Here is a 14,730-nt window from a genome sequence, read left to right as displayed (position 1 = left end):
CCCGCGCGGGAACATCAATGTCCGAAGATCGTTAAGCTACGCCCCGTCCGATACCTCCGCTGCTGAGGAGAGCTTGGTGGAAGGCACGCCGACCGATCCGGCTGACGTACCGAACCAGCGCACCGCCTCCGAGCGGGCCGCCTCCGAGCGCGCCGCGTCGTTACGCGCCGTGTTCGCGTCCTCGCCCCGCCCCGGCCGTACCCCGGACGCGCCGCCCCGCACACCAGGCGAATCGACCACCGGACGCCGCCCTTCGCCCGTCGGCCATCAGGCGCCGCTGCCGGGGCGCAGGCCATCAGTCGCCGGCCTCGTCGCGCCCGCGCGGCGTAGGCGACGCCGGCTCTGGCTTGTCCCGTTGGTCATCGCCTTGGTCGCCGTCGGCGCCGGCGCGGCCTTCGTGGCCACTCGCGGAACCCCGTTCGGCATCAACCACCGCTCCTCGACGGTCGACCAGGGCGGAAATGAAAGTCCCGACCCCCGCCCGGCCGGCACGGGAGTCGCCGGCGTCCCCGTCCCCTCGGCCGAGCCGACGGCGGCGCCGTCCGGCGCCGTCCCCACCGAGATCGCCGCCACCTCGATCGCGCCCACAACCACGAAACCGGCTGCGGCGGGCAAACCCAACAAGGCCAAGGCCAACCTGGCCCTCCGCAAGAAGGTCGAGAGCTCCACCGACGAGGCCTCCGGCTATCACGCCTCCGCCGCCGTGGACGGCAGCGTCGCCACCCGATGGAGCAGCGGCTTCGCCGATCCGCAGTGGATCAAAGTGGACCTCGCCGCCGTATGGCAGATCAGCGACGTGCGGCTGAACTGGGAGCACGCGTACGCGATCAAGTACCGCGTCGACGTCTCTCTCGACGCCGAGCGCTGGACCACCGTCTACGAGACCTCCTCGGGCACCGACGGCCTCCGCGACATCCCGATCGACTCGACCCCGGCCCGCTATGTCCGCGTCTACGGCACCCAGCGGTCGAGTCAGTACGGCTATTCGTTGATGGAATTCGAGGTTCGCTAGCCGCCGAAGCGCCGGGCCTGCTCCCGGTGATGCGCCGCGGCGGCGAGGAGATCGCGCGAGGTGAACGCCGTGGATCCCGGCGAGAGCAGCCGCATGTCCGCCGCAGCCGCGAGGTGCCAGCGGGCCGCGTGGTCGCGGCAGGGGAGGCAGGTCACCTTCTCCGGCTGGGCCGAGGTCATCGCGTACGCCACCGTCAGCCCGCACCCGGTGGTCACCGTCGCCGGAGAGTCGGCGACCAGGCCGAAGGTCGCGGCGAGCATGCCGCGCGCGGCGGCGTTCCGATTCAGGTTCTTCTCGACGTGGATGTGCGAGATCATGGGCGCAGCCCGTCCAGGATCACCGAGAGGATCCGGTCCCGCGAGGCGGCGTCCTGCCCGGCGTACTCGATGGCTTTCGATGCTCCCGCGAGCAGGCCGATCAGATCGGCCACCCGCAGGTCCCGGCGCACAGCGCCGGACTCCTGAGCGCTGCGCAGCAGCGTGCCCAGCGCCCGCCTGACCTCCTGCTGCGCCTCGCCGGCCGCCTTGTGCAGGTCGACGCCCGCCGAGGTCAGCATGGCAGCGAGCGCGTTCTTGACCTCGCCCTGCGAGACCGCCTGGCGCAGGAACGATGTGAGGGCCTCGCCCGGGTCGGGGCCTTCGGCGAGCCGGGCCGCGTCGTCGGCGAGCCGGTGCAGGCGTGCCACGAAGACGCCCTCGATGAGCTCCTCCTTGGTGGGGAAATGACGGAAGAGGGTGCCGATCCCGACGCCGGCGGCTCGGGCTATCTCCTCGGTGGGGGCGGACGTGCCCTTCTCGACCAGCACCTTCTCTGCGGCTTCGAGGATGCGGGCGCGGTTGCGGCGGGCGTCGGCGCGCAGGGTCATGCGAATCCCGGGTGGTAAACGGAGTACGTACTCCGTATATTCGGAAGCGGAGTGGAGACTTCTACTTTAGTCGAGGGGGAGCAATGAGCACACCCAAGGATGTCTTCCGGCAGCTCAGCGAAGGCATCGGCAGCGGCGACTTCGCACGCCTGCACCTTCTGTATGCCGAGGACGCGTCCGTCGAGATCCCGTTCATGCGGCCGCGGGCCGTCCGGATCCACGGGCGTGACCAGGTGCGTGAGCACTTCGCGCGGTTCGACGGGCAGATCAGCCTCATCCCGCGGAACGTCCGCGTCTACGAGACCGGCGACCCGGAGCTGATCGTCGCCGAGTTCGACTACGAGACGGGCGGCGAGCTTCTCGCCAACATTCAGGTGCTGCGGATCCGCGACGGGCTGATCGTGGAGTCGCGTGACTATCACAACCACGCCGCGATCGCGGAAATGATGGGCTGAATCTGACGAGCCGATCTGTCGAGAAGCGTGGCGGCCCATTCGTGTAGAGGGGGAGACACACGAGAGGAGCGATCCGATGAGGCAGTACTTGCTCAGCGTCTACCAGCCCGATGGCGACCCGCCGCCGCCCGAGATCCTCGATCCGATCATGGAGGAACTGGGGAAGCTCAACGCCGAGATGCAGGCCGCCGGGGCCTGGGTCTTCGCGCTGGGGCTCCATCCGGCGAGCACCGCCACCGTGATCCGGGACGGGGTGCTGACGGACGGGCCGTTCGCCGAGGGCAAGGAGCACCTGGGCGGCTTCACCGTGATCCAGGCCCCCGACCTGGACGCGGCGCTGGAGTGGGGCCGCCGCATGTCAGCGATTCTGCGGCCGCCGCTGACGATCGAGGTCCGGCCGGTCGTGTGAGCGAGATCGAGCGGATCTTCCGCGAGGAGTACGGCCGTGCCGTCGCCGTCCTCACCCGTCACTTCGGCGATATCGACGTCGCCGAAGAGGCGGTGCAGGACGCCTTCGTCACGGCCGTGCGCCGATGGCCGGAGCTGGGCATCCCGCCCAGCCCGGCCGGCTGGATCATCACCACCGCGCGGAACAGGGCCATCGATCGGATGCGGCGGGAAGCGGCTCGCCCGGGATTCGAAGCCGCCGCGGTCGAAGCGACGGTTATCGAGGCGGGGGATTTCGTGGGAGCGGGGGAGGAGGGCGATGACATGCTGCGGCTGATCTTCACCTGTTGTCATCCGGCGCTGGCGCCCGCCGCCCGGGTCGCGCTGACGCTGCGCCTGCTCGGCGGGCTCACCACCGCGGAGATCGCCCGGGCCTTCCTGGTGCCCGAGCCGACCATGGCGCAGCGCATATCCCGGGCCAAGGGCAAGATCCGCGACGCCGGCATTCCCTACCGCGTGCCGCACGACGTGGACCTCCCGGCCCGGCTGGCCGGCGTGCTGTCCGTTCTCTATCTAGTTTTCAATGAGGGGTACGCGGCGAGTGACGGCGACAGCCTCACCCGGCCCGATCTGACCACGGAGGCGATCAGGCTGACCCGTACCCTCGTGGGGTTGATGCCCGACGAGCCGGAGGCTCGCGGCCTGCTTGCGCTCATGCTTCTCATCGAGGCCCGGCGCCCCGCCCGGACCTCCGCCACCGGTGACCTCGTCCTTCTCGCCGACCAGGACCGCCGGCTCTGGGACCGTGCCCTGATCGCCGAGGGGCAAGCCCTGCTCCGCGATTGCCTGCGCCGCAACCGCCCCGGCCCCTACCAGCTCCAGGCCGCCGTCAACGCCGTGCACGCCGACGCCGAGACCGCCGCGTCCACCGACTGGCCGCAGATCCTCTATCTGTACGACCACCTGTCCGCTCTCGCACCCACCCCGATCGTCGCCCTGCACCGCGCGGTGGCGGTCGCCGAGGTGCACGGCCCCGCGCTCGCCCTGGAGCTTGTCGAGAGCCTTGACGGTCTCGACCGCCACCACGTGCGCGACGTCGTCAGGGCCGACCTGCTCCGCCGACTCGGCCGCGCCTCGGAGGCGGCCGAGTCATACCAGCGGGCCGCCGCGGGGGCGGGGAACGACCCCGAACGCCGATTTTTGACGGCGCGCGCCCACGCGCTGCGGGCGGGACCTGACGGGTCGGGTGGCTGAGGGGGAGGTGCTCTGTCGGCATGGCAGAAACCTTGCACCCTCCCCTTGGGGGAGAGTCCAGTGCGACTTCGGCGAGCCTCGAGCGGGGGACGCGGCCGCGCACGGGGGTGACGCGGCCGCGCGTTGGGGCGACGCGGCCGTGGGCGGGCGATGGCGGTCACCAACCCACGACCACGCCGGTCGATGCGCCTCCGGATGACGAAGGCACCGGAACGTATCACACATCGAAAGAACCGTCAGCGCAACAGTTCTGTCGGGTCTTCGGCCGGGAAAATCGCTCGGTGCCTAATCCGAGGTTCTCGGGCAAACGCTAGCCTTTCCCCGTGAACCTCGATGGGGCGATTCGCCGCATTTTGCAAAGCTGTGCTGCCTCAGGCGTCGGCGCCGATCACCGGGACGGCAGCCGCCTCTCCAGGATGATCTCGTCATGGATTTCGATGCCGTAATCCCCGATGACCGGAATCGAGGGCTTCAAAATCCGGGCCTCGTCGATCGATCCCGGATTTATCCCGACAATCCGCATGCCTCGCCGCTGATAAAACCGGAGCGCGTCCACATTGTCGTTGGTCGTGATCAACCAGACCCGCGCGAGCCCTTTCCCGGACGCCATCTCCGCCGCGGCGTCGAGCAGCGCCGTCCCCACGCCCGCATGCCGCTCCACCGCGTCGAGCGTGACAACTTCAAGACCGTCAATCCCGATCGCGTACGTCAAAAGCCCGGCGACCCGGTCCACGCGCCGGGCCACAAGCGCCGGAAGGTCCGCGGCGTCGTATCGCACCCCGTGCGCGACCACGACCGTGCTGCCCCAGGACCGCAGAAGCAGATCGGTGACCAGCCCTCGGTCCTCGACGCCGGCGTGCCGGACAACGAGCTCATCCATGCTGTCCGACCTTAGGCTCCGACCCAGGTATGTCAGACCCTGGTCCGATGCTTTTGTCGGAGGGGACGGGTAGCTTTCCCGGCATGGAAGCACAGCTGACAGCGATGCGCGCAGAGCTGGTGGGCTTCGCGTATCGGATGCTCGGCTCGCCATCCGAGGCGGAGGACGCCGCTCAGGAGACCCTCCTGCGCGCTTGGAAACACGGCGACGACTACGATCCGGCCCGCGCCTCGCTGCGCACCTGGGTCTATCGCATCGCGACCAACGTCTGCCTCGACATGCTGCGCTCCGCCCGGCGCCGTGCCCGCGTCGTCGACTTCGCGTCCACCGCCGCGCCCGGCGGCGCCCTCGGCGCCCCGCTGCCCGAGTCGACCTGGGTGCTGCCGGTCCTCGACCGGTCGCTGACCGACCCCGCTCACGCCGATCCCGTTTACGCCGACCCCGCCGACGTCGCCGTCCGCCGCGAGACGATCCGCCTGGCCTTCGTCGCCGCCCTGCAGCACCTGCCACCCCGCCAGCGCGCGGTGCTGATCCTGCGCGACGTGCTCTGCTGGCCGGCCGACGAGGTCGCCGTCCTGCTCGAGACGACGGTTCCCTCGGTCACCAGCGCCCTGCAGCGAGCCCGCGCGTCCCTGCGCAAGGCCGACCTGCCACCGCCGAGCCCGCTTTCCGACGCCGCCAAACGTGATCTGGTGGAGCGCTACGCCGACGCGTTCCACCGTGATGACGTGACCGCCCTGGTGGCCCTCCTCCAGGAGGACGTCGTCAACTCCATGCCGCCCTTCACCTGGTGGATCCAGGGCCGCGACACGGTCGCCAAGGTCATGGCGGCGTCGGACGGTTCGTGCCACGGCGCCCGCCTGGTGCCCGAGCTCGCGAACGGCGACATCGCCGTGTGGCAGGAGCGCCCGACGGGCCCCGGCGGAGAGTTCGAGCCGTTCGCCCTCCTGCTCTTCGAGTTCGGCGACTCCCTGATCTCGTCGGTCACCACGTTCCTCGGCTTCCGCCCGCCCACGCCCCACCAGTTCCCGCCGCCGGGCTGACGAGGGCAGGAACACCGCGCGATCCCACCCGCGCGGGCGCAGAGCGGGAACGGGTCGCGCAGAGCGGGAGCGGGCCGCGCGGAGCGTGCGTGGGCGGCCTGGGCCGCGCGGGCGGCGCGAGGCGTGCGCGGGCGGCGCGGGCGGCGCGAGGGCGCGCGGGGCGGCGCGGCGCGGCGCGGGCGGCGCGAGGGCGTGCGGGGCGGCGCGGCGCGGGCGGCGCGAGGGCGTGCGGGACGGCGCGGCGCGGCGACGCGAGGGCGTGCGGGACGGCGCGGGGCGCGTGCGCTGGCGGAGCGGCCATTCGCGGGGGAAATGGAGCGGGAGGCCGCTGGATGTCATCGGAGAGGGGTGACATCCGGCCCGGATGATCCGTGGTGGGTGGGCTGAGCATCGGGGTATGTCCATGCGTCGGGTGGCGCCCGCGATAGCCCTCTTCTTTCTGTCACCGCTGGTGGCCGAGTTTCTGCTCGGCGACTTCACTCTTGCTCAGCTGCCGTTTCTTGTCGCGCTGGCGCCTGCCTACGGCGGGGCGGCGGTGCTCGTGCGGGAAGTGACCCGCCGGGCCGGACGTGGGTGGGTCACGATGATTCTGCTGGCTCTTGCCTATGGTGTGCTCGAGGAAGGGCTGGAGACGCAGTCGCTGTTCAACCCGGACTATCTTCACGCTCACCTGCTCGACCATGGGTTCGTGCCGGCGCTGGGGATCTCGATCCCGTGGACGCTGTTCGTGCTCACGCTTCACACCGTCTGGAGCATCAGCGTGCCGATCGCGCTGGTCGAGGAGTGGACCGACCGCCGCACGGAACCGTGGCTGAGGGTGCCGGGGCTGGTGGTCGTCGCCGTTCTGGCGGTGGCCGGGGCCGTGTTCACATTTGGCGTCTCCTACGCCGACGGGCATTTCATGGCGAGCCCGGCTCAGCTGATCACGACCGTCGTGGTGGTGGCCGGGCTGATCGCTGCCGCGTTCCTCGTGCCCCGGGACAGCGAGGCCGGTGCTGGTGTGCAGAGTGACGGCGCCGTCGCCCCGGCGCCGTGGATTGTGCTGGTGACGGCGCTGGGTGCGGGGGCGGTGCTGGCGGTGGGGGACAAGCTGGCCCCGGCGCTGGGCGTGCCGCTGCTGATCGTGGCGCTCGCGGGCACGGCCGTCGCCATCTACCGCTGGTCGGGCCGGGACGGGTGGGACGGCCGGCATCGGCTGGCGGCGGCCGGTGGGGCGCTGCTCACCTACGTCTGGCACAGCTTCCTGATGCACCCGGTGGTCGAGTCCTCCACGGCGCTCGTCGTGGTCAGTCACGTGGTCTTCGCGCTGGCGGCCCTGCTGCTCCTCGCGGCCGAGGCACGCCGCGTCCGGGATCGAGCCTCGGTCGCCACACAGCCGGTCGGCTGACGGCCAGGGCGGCGAGGCGACGGCCAGGGCTGCGAGGCGACGGCCAGGGCTGCGAGGCGACGGTCAGGGCCGCGAGACCGCCAAAAGGAGGCCCTGGGTCGCCGGGCGGTGACGCTCAGGTCATACCATCTGGGAGCGAAAGTCGGCCGCGACAAGTTGGGGTGCGGGAATGGAGACGTTGGAGTTTCAGGCTGAGGCTCGGCAACTGCTGCAGCTGATGGTCCATTCGATCTATTCGAACAAGGACATCTTCCTGCGGGAGCTGATCTCGAACTCCTCCGACGCGTTGGACAAGCTGCGGCTGGCCACGCTTCAGGACGGGCTCGAGGCCGACACCTCCGACCTGCACATCGAGATCGAGGCGGACGCCGAGGCCCGCACGCTCACCGTGCGCGACAACGGCATCGGCATGACCCACGAGGAAGTCGTCGACCTCATCGGGACGATCGCGAAGTCGGGCACCGCCGACCTGCTGGCCAAGCTGAAAGAGGCCACGGAGGCCCGCGACACCGAGCTGATCGGCCAGTTCGGGGTCGGGTTCTACTCGACGTTCATGGTCGCCGACAGGGTCAGCCTCACCACGCGCAAGGCCGGCACGGAAGGCCACGGCACGCGCTGGGAGTCGGCGGGCGAGGGCACGTACACGATCGACGACGCGCCGGACGCCCCGGTCGGGACGAGCGTCACCGTGCACCTGCGGCCCAAGGACGAGGAGGATCGCCTCTACGACTACGCCGACGAGTGGAAGATCAAGGAGATCGTCAAGCGGTACTCCGACTTCATCTCCTTCCCCATCAGGATGGGCGAGGAGACGCTCAACTCGATGAAGGCGCTGTGGGCGCGGCCGCGCTCCGAGGTGTCCGACGACGAGTACCACCAGTTCTACCGGCACATCAGCCACGACTGGAGCGACCCGCTCGAGATCATCAACATGCGGGCGGAGGGCACCTTCGAGTACGAGGCGCTGCTGTTCCTGCCCTCGCGCGCGCCGCACGACCTGTTCCAGCGCGACGCCCGCCGCGGCCTGCAGCTCTACGTCAAGCGCGTCTTCATCATGGACGACAGCAAGGAGCTCATCCCCGACTACCTGCGGTTCGTCAAGGGTGTCGTGGACGCGGCCGACCTTTCGCTGAACATTTCGCGCGAGATTCTCCAGCAGGACCGGCACATCCAGTTGATCCGCCGCCGGCTGGTCAAGAAGGTCCTGTCGACGATCAAGGATCTTCTCAACAACAACCGCGAGAAGTACGACACTTTCTGGCGCGAGTTCGGCCGGGCGCTCAAAGAGGGCCTGCTCAACGACCCGGACAACCAGAAGGCCATCCTCGACGTGGCGACGTTCTCGTCGACGGCCGGCACGGAACCCACGACGCTGGCGGATTACCAGACCCGGATGAAGGAAGGCCAGGAGGAGATCTACTACCTGACCGGGGAGTCCCGGTCGCAGGTGGAGAACTCGCCGCACATGGAGGCGTTCCAGGCCCAAGGGTACGAGGTGCTGATCCTCACCGACCCGGTCGACGAGATCTGGGTCGAGGCCGTGCCCGACTATGACGGCAAGAAACTCCAGTCGATCGCCCGCGGCAACGTCGACCTGCCCAAGGACAAGGAGGAACCGGCGCCCGAGGGCGACTTCGCCCCGCTGCTCGGTTTCCTCAAGGAGAGGCTCGACGAGAACGTCAAGGAGGTCCGCCTGTCGCACCGCCTGACCACGTCGGCGGCCTGCCTGGTGAGCGACACCGACGACATCACGCCGACGCTGGAGAAGATGTACCGGGCGATGGGCCAGGAGGGCCCGCGGGTCAAGCGGATCCTCGAGCTCAACCCCAACCACCCGCTCGTGAGCGGTCTGCGCGCGGCCCACGAAAACAACGCGGACGACCCGGCGCTGCCGGAAACTGCCGAGCTTCTGTACGGCACCGCGCTGCTCGCCGAGGGCGGCGACCTGGAGGACCCGGCCCGTTTCGCGAAACTTCTCGCGGACCGTCTCGCCCGCACGGTCTGATCAGCCGGGCAGGGCCGCGAGCCAGTCTCGCGGCCCTTCGTGGGTGACGCGAACGCCGGCCACGCGGATCGCGAACGCGATGCCGTCGGCCAGATCCGATCTCTCCGAATAGGGTGCGGGATCGGCCGGCGGCGGCGTCGGAATACTGGCCGGGCGCGGGATATCGGCGTCCGCGAGGGCTACTGCGAGGGCGCCGTGGAAGGCGTCGCCCGCGCCGGCTGTGTCGACGGCCGCGACCGGCGGCACCTCGACCGTGCCCGAGCGTGTGCCGCTGAACCATCGCACCGGGTCAGGTCCGTGCGTCACCACGACGTGCGGCGCGCCGATCGCGGCGGCCAGCGCCGCGTCGGTGGGTGAAGTTTCCGCCGGATGACGGAAAGCTGCCGACGCCGCCACCACCTCCGCGTACGGAAAGATTTCCGCGAAAACCGGGCGCCAGGTGCCGGCGTCGACGAGCAGGCGTCGAGCGCTTCGCGCTGCCGCGACGGCCAGGTGCGGGTGATGGCCGTCGACAAGCGTCAGGTCCGCGTCCGGCAGACCGCCATCCGGTACGCCTACCGTGACGTCCCCCGCATTGCGGCTGACGATTGTCCGCTGCCCGGTTCCTTCGAGGACGGTGATGGCCGAGACCGGTGGCGGCGTGGACGATCCCGGCGCCGCGTCGATCAGCTCCACCCCGTACGCGTCAAGGTCTGCCCTGATCAGCGAACCCAGCGGATGCGCGCCGACCGCGGTGACCAAAGTGACCGACGCGCCCAGCGCGGCGGCGGTGACGGCGGCGTTGGCCGCCGGCCCGCCCGCCGCGATCGAAACCGCGCTCGCCTGTGCTTTCTCGTCGGCCCCGGGAAAACGGCCGACCCGATGGACCAGGTCGACCGTGACGAGACCGGCGCACAGGATCCGGCTCATGTGGCGAGATCGTGGAAGAACGTGCCGATCCCGCGGAAGGCCTCGGCGATGCCGTTGCCGATGGATTGCGCCATGTCGGCGGCCGGCCCGGGGCTCGTGCCGATGTAGAAGATGACCAGGATGAGCACGATCCAGCCGATTGCCTTCTTCATGCCGGCCCCTTCCGCGACCCGGACGCGTTGCCTACATGATCGTGACACGTCCGCGCTCGTGGATGCCGGACCTTCACCCGCGCGGCGTCATACCGAACAGGTCACAGGCATTCCCCCAGCACACAGCCCGCAACCAGTCGTCGCCGAGATCCAGCCGGGCGAGTGACTCGAGCTGGTGCGCGTAGGCGTACGGAATGTTCGGGAAATCGCTGCCGAGCAAAACTTTCCCGCTCAGCCCGAGCGCACGCAGCCGCGGCCGCAGGCCCGGCGGAAACGGCGCCATCTCCTCGAAGAAATCTGTGAACGCCATGGTCGTGTCGAGCCGGACGCGCGGGAAACTTTCCGCCAGCGCGAGGAAGCCCTCGTATTCCGGCGCCCCGAGATGCGCGACGATCACGGCGAGATCCGGGTGCCGGGCGAGCACCTCACCGAGCGGCCCCGGCCCGGTGAAACCCGCCGCGACCGGCCCCGATCCGGCGTGCACGACAACCGGCGTGCCGGTTTCGGCCAGCAGCCCCCACACCTCGTCGAGCTCCGGCACCCGGGGGTCGAAGCCGCCCACCTGCAGATGCACCTTGAAGATCTCGGCGCCGGTCGTGAGCGCGGCCCGGGTGTAGCCGAGCACGCCGGGCTCCGGGAAGAATGTCGCGCTGCGAAGACACTGCGGGGTCCGTGCGGCGAAATCCAGCGACCATCGGTTCAGGTCCGCGGCCATTTCCGGCTTATGGGCGTACGCGAGAGCGCTGAACTTTCGCACGCCAAGCTCGCCCATTTTCGCGACTCTTTCCGCCAAGTCGACCTTGTAGGTGATCGGCCAGGGGCGCCCGAGCAGCGGTCCGGCCATCTCGAAGTGGGCCCACACCCGGCGCTCCATCCGGGGCGGCAGAAAGTGCGTATGCACGTCGAACAGGCCCGGCAACCCTAGTCCGGCCCAGAACCCCGGCACTTCGTCGTCGTTCATCACACCCCGATCCTAGAACTTGACAGCTGCTATGAAGTGAGAGCTACTGTCAAAACATGGTTACTTCCACATCGCGCTGGTACGCGCTGGCCGCCCTGGCCCTGTCCACGCTCGCCATCGGGCTGGACACCACGATCCTCAGCGTCGCCCTGCCCACGCTGAGCCGTGACCTGCACGCCACCACCGGTGACCTGCAGTGGTTCACGAACGCCTACCTGCTGGTCCTCGCGGCCGTGCTGCTCCCGGCCGGCATGCTCGGCGACCGGTTCGGCCGAAAGAAGCTGCTGCTCGGCGCGCTCTTCGTCTTCGGCGCCGCGTCCGCCGCCTGCGCCTGGTCGGCGACCACCGGCCAGTTGATCGGCGCCCGCGCCGTGCTCGGCCTGGGGGCGGCCGTGCTCATGCCGCTATCCGGCGCGGTGCTGACCGTGCTCTTCGACGACAAGGACCGGTCGAAGGCGCTGTCGGTCTGGCTCACCGCGAGCGCCCTCGGCATTCCGCTCGGCCCGCTGCTGGGCGGCTGGCTGCTCGACAACTTCTGGTGGGGCTCGGTCTTCCTGATCAACGTCCCGCTGGTCGCGATCGCCCTGGTCGCGGTCGCGCTCTGGGTGCCCGAGTCGCACGGCGACCGCACCCGCCGCTTCGACCCGCTCGGCGTGCTGCTCTCGGCCGGCGGCCTGGTCGCCGTCACCTACGGCATCATCGAGGCCGGCGATCGCGGCTGGGGCGACGCCCGCTCGCTGATCACGATAACCGGCGGCGTGGTCCTGCTCGTCGCTTTCGTGGTCTGGCAGCGAAAGTCCAAGGCGCCGCTGGTCGACCTCGGCCTGTTCCGTTCCCGCGCCTTCACCGGCGGCGCGGTTCTCGCGACCATCGCCAGTTTCGCGATGCTCGGCCTGCTTTTCGCGCTTCCGCAGTTCTTCTCGGCGGTCGGCGGCCAGGACGCGTTCGGTTCCGGCCTGCGCCTGCTTCCCATCATCGGTGGCCTGCTGATCGGCGCGCGCACGGCCGAGAAAGTTGCCGCCCGGGCCGGAAACCGCATCGTCATCGCCGGCGGCCTGGCGATGATGACCGCCGCCATGGTCGTCGGCAGCCTGACCGGCGCGAACAGCGGTTACGGTTTCGTCGCCGCGTGGATAACTGTCGCGGGCATCGGGCTCGGTTTCACGCTCCCGCCGTCGATGGACGCGGCGCTCGGCGCGCTCACCGCGGAGCGCAGCGGCGTCGGCAACGGCCTGCTCCAGGCGATGCGGCAGGTCGGCGGCGCGATCGGCGTCGCGGTGCTCGGCACGGTTCTGAACAGCGCCTATCGCTCCGAGTTGCCGATTTCGTCGGGCCCGGTGCGGGAGAGCGCCTCCTCGGGCGTCGCGGTGGCCACCCAGGCGCACGACGCGAGCCTGCTCGATGCCGTACGCGATGCCTTCACCCACGGCATGGACGTCTCGCTGCTGGTCGCGGCCGCCGTCGCGGCGGCCGGCGCGATCCTCGCGCTGTTCATGCTCCCGCGCCGCACGCCCGCCGCGCCGGTGGAGCAGGAGCGGCTCGTGCTGGCAGAATCGGGCCTATGACCTCGTCCCTGCCGGCCGGGTTACGGGAACGCAAGAAAGCGAAGACCCGGGCCGCCATCCGCGATCACGCGATGCGTCTGTTCGAGGAGCAGGGGTACGCGGCGACCACCGTGGACCAGATCGCGGAGGCGGCCGAGGTCTCGCAGAGCACGTTCTTCCGATACTTTCCGACCAAGGAAGACGTCATCCTCACCGATGACTACGACCCGCTGATCGTCGACGCGATCAAGGCGCAGCCGCCGGGCACCTCGCCGGTGCGCGCTCTGCTCGAGGGCATGCGGTCGGTGTTTCTGCAGCTCAGCCCGGAGGAGTGGGCGAGCGAGCGTCGGCGTCAGCGCATCTACCAGACCGTGCCCGAGCTGCGCGCCGCGGCGATGAACCAGACGGTCCTGGCGGTCGACATGCTCGCCGCCGCGCTCGCCGACCGCGACGGAAAGCCGGCCGACGACCTGGTCTATCGGGTGATCGCCGGGGCGATGGTGGGTGTGGTGCTGGCCGTCGCGCCGCCCGGGGGAGCGAGCGGCGGTTTCGACGCGGCCGACTTCGAGCGGGTCGAGGACGCGCTGCAGATGCTCGAGGAGCAGTTCAGGCTTCGCTGAGCAACCTTTCCCGGGCCGCCTGCAAGACCTGGCCGGAAATTTCCGTTCCGGCGGTCGCCCGGGCCAGCACGATCGCGCCGACGAGCGTGGCGACGTCCGCGAGGCTGCCCAGCTCGCGACCATAAAGTTCAAGGCCTTTCGCGTACGCCTCGACGGCGGCCCCCGAGCTTTCGTGCGACAGGTCGCCCCCGAACCCGGCCGCCGGGCACCCGTCGCCCGGCCGATCGCGATGCTCCGCCGACAGGTAACCGCGGACGAAACTTTCCCGGTCGACGGTCGTGAGCCGGTCGGTCAGGTCGCCGAACGCCTGCCCGACCGCCTCGGCGACCAGCGCCTCCTTGCTGGCGAACTGCTTGTAGAACCCGCCGTGCGTCAGCCCCACCTCGGCCATCACGTCGGCCACGCTGACACCGGGGACCCCGCGCTCGCGGAACAGCCGGGCGGCCGTCTCGACGATGAGTTTCCGGTTCTCTTTCGCCTGCGCCTGCGAAACCCTTCCCATGCCGCCCAGTATAGATGGTGTGTGTCATCTATTACCTTGCCCGCTTTAGATGACGGCCGTAATCTAACTCGCATGGACCTCACGAACTCCGTAGCCCTCGTCACCGGCGCCAACCGCGGCCTCGGCCGCCACTTCGCCGCCCAGCTGATCGAACGCGGCGCCAAGGTGTACGCCGGCGCCCGCAACCCCGAGACGGTCGACCTGCCCGGCGCCATTCCGCTGCAGATCGACGTCACCGACCCCGCTTCGGTCGAGCGCGCCGCGAAGGTCGCCGGTGACGTCACCCTGCTGATCAACAACGCCGGCTCGAGCACCCACCAATCGCTGATCGCCGGCGACCTCGACCAGATCCGCCTGGAGATGGACACGCACTACTACGGCACGCTCGCCGTGACCCGCGCCTTCGCCCCGATCATCGAGGCCAACGGCGGCGGCGCGATCCTCAACGTCCTGTCCGTGCTGTCGTGGTTCCACCCGTCCGGCGCCGGCGCGTACAGCGGCGCGAAGGCCGCCGGCTGGGCGCTCACCAACGCCGTCCGCGAGGAGCTCGCACCCCGCGGCATCGCGGTCTCCGGCCTGCACGTGGCCTACATGGACACCGACATGGCCGCCCACGTCCCGGCCGACCAGAAAACCGACCCGGCGATCGTGGCCGCGCTGGCCCTCGACGGCGTCGCCGAGGGCCGCACCGAGATCCTCGCCGACGACGTGACCCGCGGCGTGAAGGCCGGCCTCGCCGGGTGACATCGAGATC

17 protein-coding genes are annotated in these 14,730 nt (G+C 70.0%); 10 read left to right on the top strand and 7 right to left on the bottom strand.

Features of this window, described 5'->3' with window-relative positions; all coding sequences use genetic code 11:
* Nucleotides 1-355 precede the first annotated feature (355 nt).
* Nucleotides 356-1,012 (top strand): discoidin domain-containing protein, encoded by a 657-nt coding sequence (locus ACQPZX_RS29670; protein ID WP_433362061.1) that lies wholly within the window; start codon nt 356-358, stop codon nt 1,010-1,012.
* On the opposite strand, the gene ACQPZX_RS29665 is transcribed toward ACQPZX_RS29670, so the two are convergent.
* Both ACQPZX_RS29665 and ACQPZX_RS29660 read right to left on the bottom strand, forming a co-directional pair.
* On the bottom strand, nt 1,009-1,329 hold the full coding sequence (locus tag ACQPZX_RS29665; protein ID WP_433362058.1) for a hypothetical protein: 321 nt from the start codon (nt 1,327-1,329) through the stop codon (nt 1,009-1,011). The two genes, ACQPZX_RS29670 and ACQPZX_RS29665, sit on opposite strands and share 4 nt — an antisense overlap.
* The gene (locus ACQPZX_RS29660; RefSeq protein WP_433362055.1) at nt 1,326-1,877 is read right to left on the bottom strand and encodes a TetR/AcrR family transcriptional regulator; all 552 of its coding nucleotides are present in this window, start codon (nt 1,875-1,877) and stop codon (nt 1,326-1,328) included. The genes ACQPZX_RS29665 and ACQPZX_RS29660 overlap by 4 nt, the downstream gene beginning before the upstream one ends.
* A gap of 83 nt (nt 1,878-1,960) precedes the next feature.
* On the opposite strand from ACQPZX_RS29660, the gene ACQPZX_RS29655 reads away from it, so the two are divergent.
* The 3 genes from ACQPZX_RS29655 (at nt 1,961) to ACQPZX_RS29645 (ending at nt 3,973) form a co-directional block, all read left to right on the top strand.
* Nucleotides 1,961-2,332, top strand: a complete 372-nt coding sequence (locus tag ACQPZX_RS29655; protein WP_433362052.1) for a nuclear transport factor 2 family protein — start codon at nt 1,961-1,963, stop codon at nt 2,330-2,332.
* Between the two features lie 76 nt (nt 2,333-2,408).
* Nucleotides 2,409-2,741 (top strand): YciI family protein, encoded by a 333-nt coding sequence (locus ACQPZX_RS29650; protein ID WP_433362049.1) that lies wholly within the window; start codon nt 2,409-2,411, stop codon nt 2,739-2,741.
* A complete protein-coding gene (locus tag ACQPZX_RS29645; RefSeq protein ID WP_433362046.1) occupies nt 2,738-3,973 on the top strand; it encodes an RNA polymerase sigma factor in 1,236 nt (411 codons plus the stop codon). The genes ACQPZX_RS29650 and ACQPZX_RS29645 overlap by 4 nt, the downstream gene beginning before the upstream one ends.
* A 388-nt stretch (nt 3,974-4,361) precedes the next feature.
* On the opposite strand, the gene ACQPZX_RS29640 is transcribed toward ACQPZX_RS29645, so the two are convergent.
* Complete coding sequence (locus tag ACQPZX_RS29640) at nt 4,362-4,853, bottom strand: GNAT family N-acetyltransferase (protein ID WP_433362043.1); 492 nt, start codon at nt 4,851-4,853, stop codon at nt 4,362-4,364.
* A gap of 83 nt (nt 4,854-4,936) precedes the next feature.
* On the opposite strand from ACQPZX_RS29640, the gene ACQPZX_RS29635 reads away from it, so the two are divergent.
* The 3 genes from ACQPZX_RS29635 to htpG all read left to right on the top strand — a co-directional run bounded on the left by ACQPZX_RS29635 (nt 4,937) and on the right by htpG (nt 9,288).
* A complete protein-coding gene (locus ACQPZX_RS29635) occupies nt 4,937-5,896 on the top strand; it encodes an RNA polymerase subunit sigma-70 (RefSeq protein ID WP_433362040.1) in 960 nt (319 codons plus the stop codon).
* Nucleotides 5,897-6,293: 397 nt separating this feature from the next.
* Nucleotides 6,294-7,283: a hypothetical protein gene (locus ACQPZX_RS29630; protein WP_433362037.1), complete on the top strand. Its 990-nt coding sequence runs from the start codon at nt 6,294-6,296 to the stop codon at nt 7,281-7,283.
* Between the two features lie 169 nt (nt 7,284-7,452).
* Nucleotides 7,453-9,288, top strand: a complete 1,836-nt coding sequence (htpG, locus tag ACQPZX_RS29625; RefSeq protein ID WP_433362034.1) for a molecular chaperone HtpG — start codon at nt 7,453-7,455, stop codon at nt 9,286-9,288.
* On the opposite strand, the gene ACQPZX_RS29620 is transcribed toward htpG, so the two are convergent.
* From ACQPZX_RS29620 to ACQPZX_RS29610, 3 genes are all read right to left on the bottom strand, one after another.
* Nucleotides 9,289-10,197: a PfkB family carbohydrate kinase gene (locus ACQPZX_RS29620; RefSeq protein WP_433362031.1), complete on the bottom strand. Its 909-nt coding sequence runs from the start codon at nt 10,195-10,197 to the stop codon at nt 9,289-9,291. It lies immediately after the preceding gene.
* Complete coding sequence (locus ACQPZX_RS29615) at nt 10,194-10,349, bottom strand: hypothetical protein (protein WP_396029318.1); 156 nt, start codon at nt 10,347-10,349, stop codon at nt 10,194-10,196. Before ACQPZX_RS29615 ends, ACQPZX_RS29620 begins: the two co-directional genes overlap by 4 nt.
* 73 nt (nt 10,350-10,422) lie before the next feature.
* On the bottom strand, nt 10,423-11,310 hold the full coding sequence (locus ACQPZX_RS29610; protein WP_433362027.1) for an amidohydrolase family protein: 888 nt from the start codon (nt 11,308-11,310) through the stop codon (nt 10,423-10,425).
* Between the two features lie 56 nt (nt 11,311-11,366).
* Between ACQPZX_RS29610 and ACQPZX_RS29605 the strand changes: the two genes are divergently transcribed.
* The gene (locus tag ACQPZX_RS29605; RefSeq protein WP_433362024.1) at nt 11,367-12,875 is read left to right on the top strand and encodes an MFS transporter; all 1,509 of its coding nucleotides are present in this window, start codon (nt 11,367-11,369) and stop codon (nt 12,873-12,875) included.
* Nucleotides 12,872-13,474 carry a TetR family transcriptional regulator gene (locus ACQPZX_RS29600; RefSeq protein WP_433362022.1) on the top strand — a complete coding sequence of 201 codons (603 nt, stop codon included), beginning with the start codon at nt 12,872-12,874 and terminating at the stop codon, nt 13,472-13,474. The genes ACQPZX_RS29605 and ACQPZX_RS29600 overlap by 4 nt, the downstream gene beginning before the upstream one ends.
* On the opposite strand, the gene ACQPZX_RS29595 is transcribed toward ACQPZX_RS29600, so the two are convergent.
* Nucleotides 13,461-13,976 carry a TetR/AcrR family transcriptional regulator gene (locus tag ACQPZX_RS29595; protein ID WP_433362019.1) on the bottom strand — a complete coding sequence of 172 codons (516 nt, stop codon included), beginning with the start codon at nt 13,974-13,976 and terminating at the stop codon, nt 13,461-13,463. The two genes, ACQPZX_RS29600 and ACQPZX_RS29595, sit on opposite strands and share 14 nt — an antisense overlap.
* A 72-nt stretch (nt 13,977-14,048) precedes the next feature.
* On the opposite strand from ACQPZX_RS29595, the gene ACQPZX_RS29590 reads away from it, so the two are divergent.
* Nucleotides 14,049-14,720 carry an SDR family oxidoreductase gene (locus tag ACQPZX_RS29590; protein ID WP_433362016.1) on the top strand — a complete coding sequence of 224 codons (672 nt, stop codon included), beginning with the start codon at nt 14,049-14,051 and terminating at the stop codon, nt 14,718-14,720.
* Nucleotides 14,721-14,730: the final 10 nt, after the last annotated feature.

Origin of the sequence: Actinoplanes sp. CA-142083 (genome assembly GCF_050942195.1) — a bacterium.
GTDB lineage: Bacteria > Actinomycetota > Actinomycetes > Mycobacteriales > Micromonosporaceae > Actinoplanes.
This window is presented reverse-complemented; position numbering and strand designations above follow the sequence as displayed.

Bases quoted from the DNA above. Each gene is read 5' to 3' on its own strand.
- ACQPZX_RS29620 (WP_433362031.1), bottom strand. From the start codon at position 10,197: ATGAGCCGGATCCTGTGCGCCGGTCTCGTCACGGTCGACCTGGTCCAT.
- ACQPZX_RS29650 (WP_433362049.1), top strand. From the start codon at position 2,409: ATGAGGCAGTACTTGCTCAGCGTCTACCAGCCCGATGGCGACCCGCCG.
- ACQPZX_RS29635 (WP_433362040.1), top strand. From the start codon at position 4,937: ATGGAAGCACAGCTGACAGCGATGCGCGCAGAGCTGGTGGGCTTCGCG.
- ACQPZX_RS29640 (WP_433362043.1), bottom strand. From the start codon at position 4,853: ATGGATGAGCTCGTTGTCCGGCACGCCGGCGTCGAGGACCGAGGGCTG.
- ACQPZX_RS29610 (WP_433362027.1), bottom strand. From the start codon at position 11,310: ATGAACGACGACGAAGTGCCGGGGTTCTGGGCCGGACTAGGGTTGCCG.
- ACQPZX_RS29595 (WP_433362019.1), bottom strand. From the start codon at position 13,976: ATGGGAAGGGTTTCGCAGGCGCAGGCGAAAGAGAACCGGAAACTCATC.
- ACQPZX_RS29590 (WP_433362016.1), top strand. From the start codon at position 14,049: ATGGACCTCACGAACTCCGTAGCCCTCGTCACCGGCGCCAACCGCGGC.
- htpG (WP_433362034.1), top strand. From the start codon at position 7,453: ATGGAGACGTTGGAGTTTCAGGCTGAGGCTCGGCAACTGCTGCAGCTG.
- ACQPZX_RS29655 (WP_433362052.1), top strand. From the start codon at position 1,961: ATGAGCACACCCAAGGATGTCTTCCGGCAGCTCAGCGAAGGCATCGGC.
- ACQPZX_RS29630 (WP_433362037.1), top strand. From the start codon at position 6,294: ATGTCCATGCGTCGGGTGGCGCCCGCGATAGCCCTCTTCTTTCTGTCA.
- ACQPZX_RS29665 (WP_433362058.1), bottom strand. From the start codon at position 1,329: ATGATCTCGCACATCCACGTCGAGAAGAACCTGAATCGGAACGCCGCC.
- ACQPZX_RS29600 (WP_433362022.1), top strand. From the start codon at position 12,872: ATGACCTCGTCCCTGCCGGCCGGGTTACGGGAACGCAAGAAAGCGAAG.
- ACQPZX_RS29615 (WP_396029318.1), bottom strand. From the start codon at position 10,349: ATGAAGAAGGCAATCGGCTGGATCGTGCTCATCCTGGTCATCTTCTAC.
- ACQPZX_RS29605 (WP_433362024.1), top strand. From the start codon at position 11,367: ATGGTTACTTCCACATCGCGCTGGTACGCGCTGGCCGCCCTGGCCCTG.
- ACQPZX_RS29660 (WP_433362055.1), bottom strand. From the start codon at position 1,877: ATGACCCTGCGCGCCGACGCCCGCCGCAACCGCGCCCGCATCCTCGAA.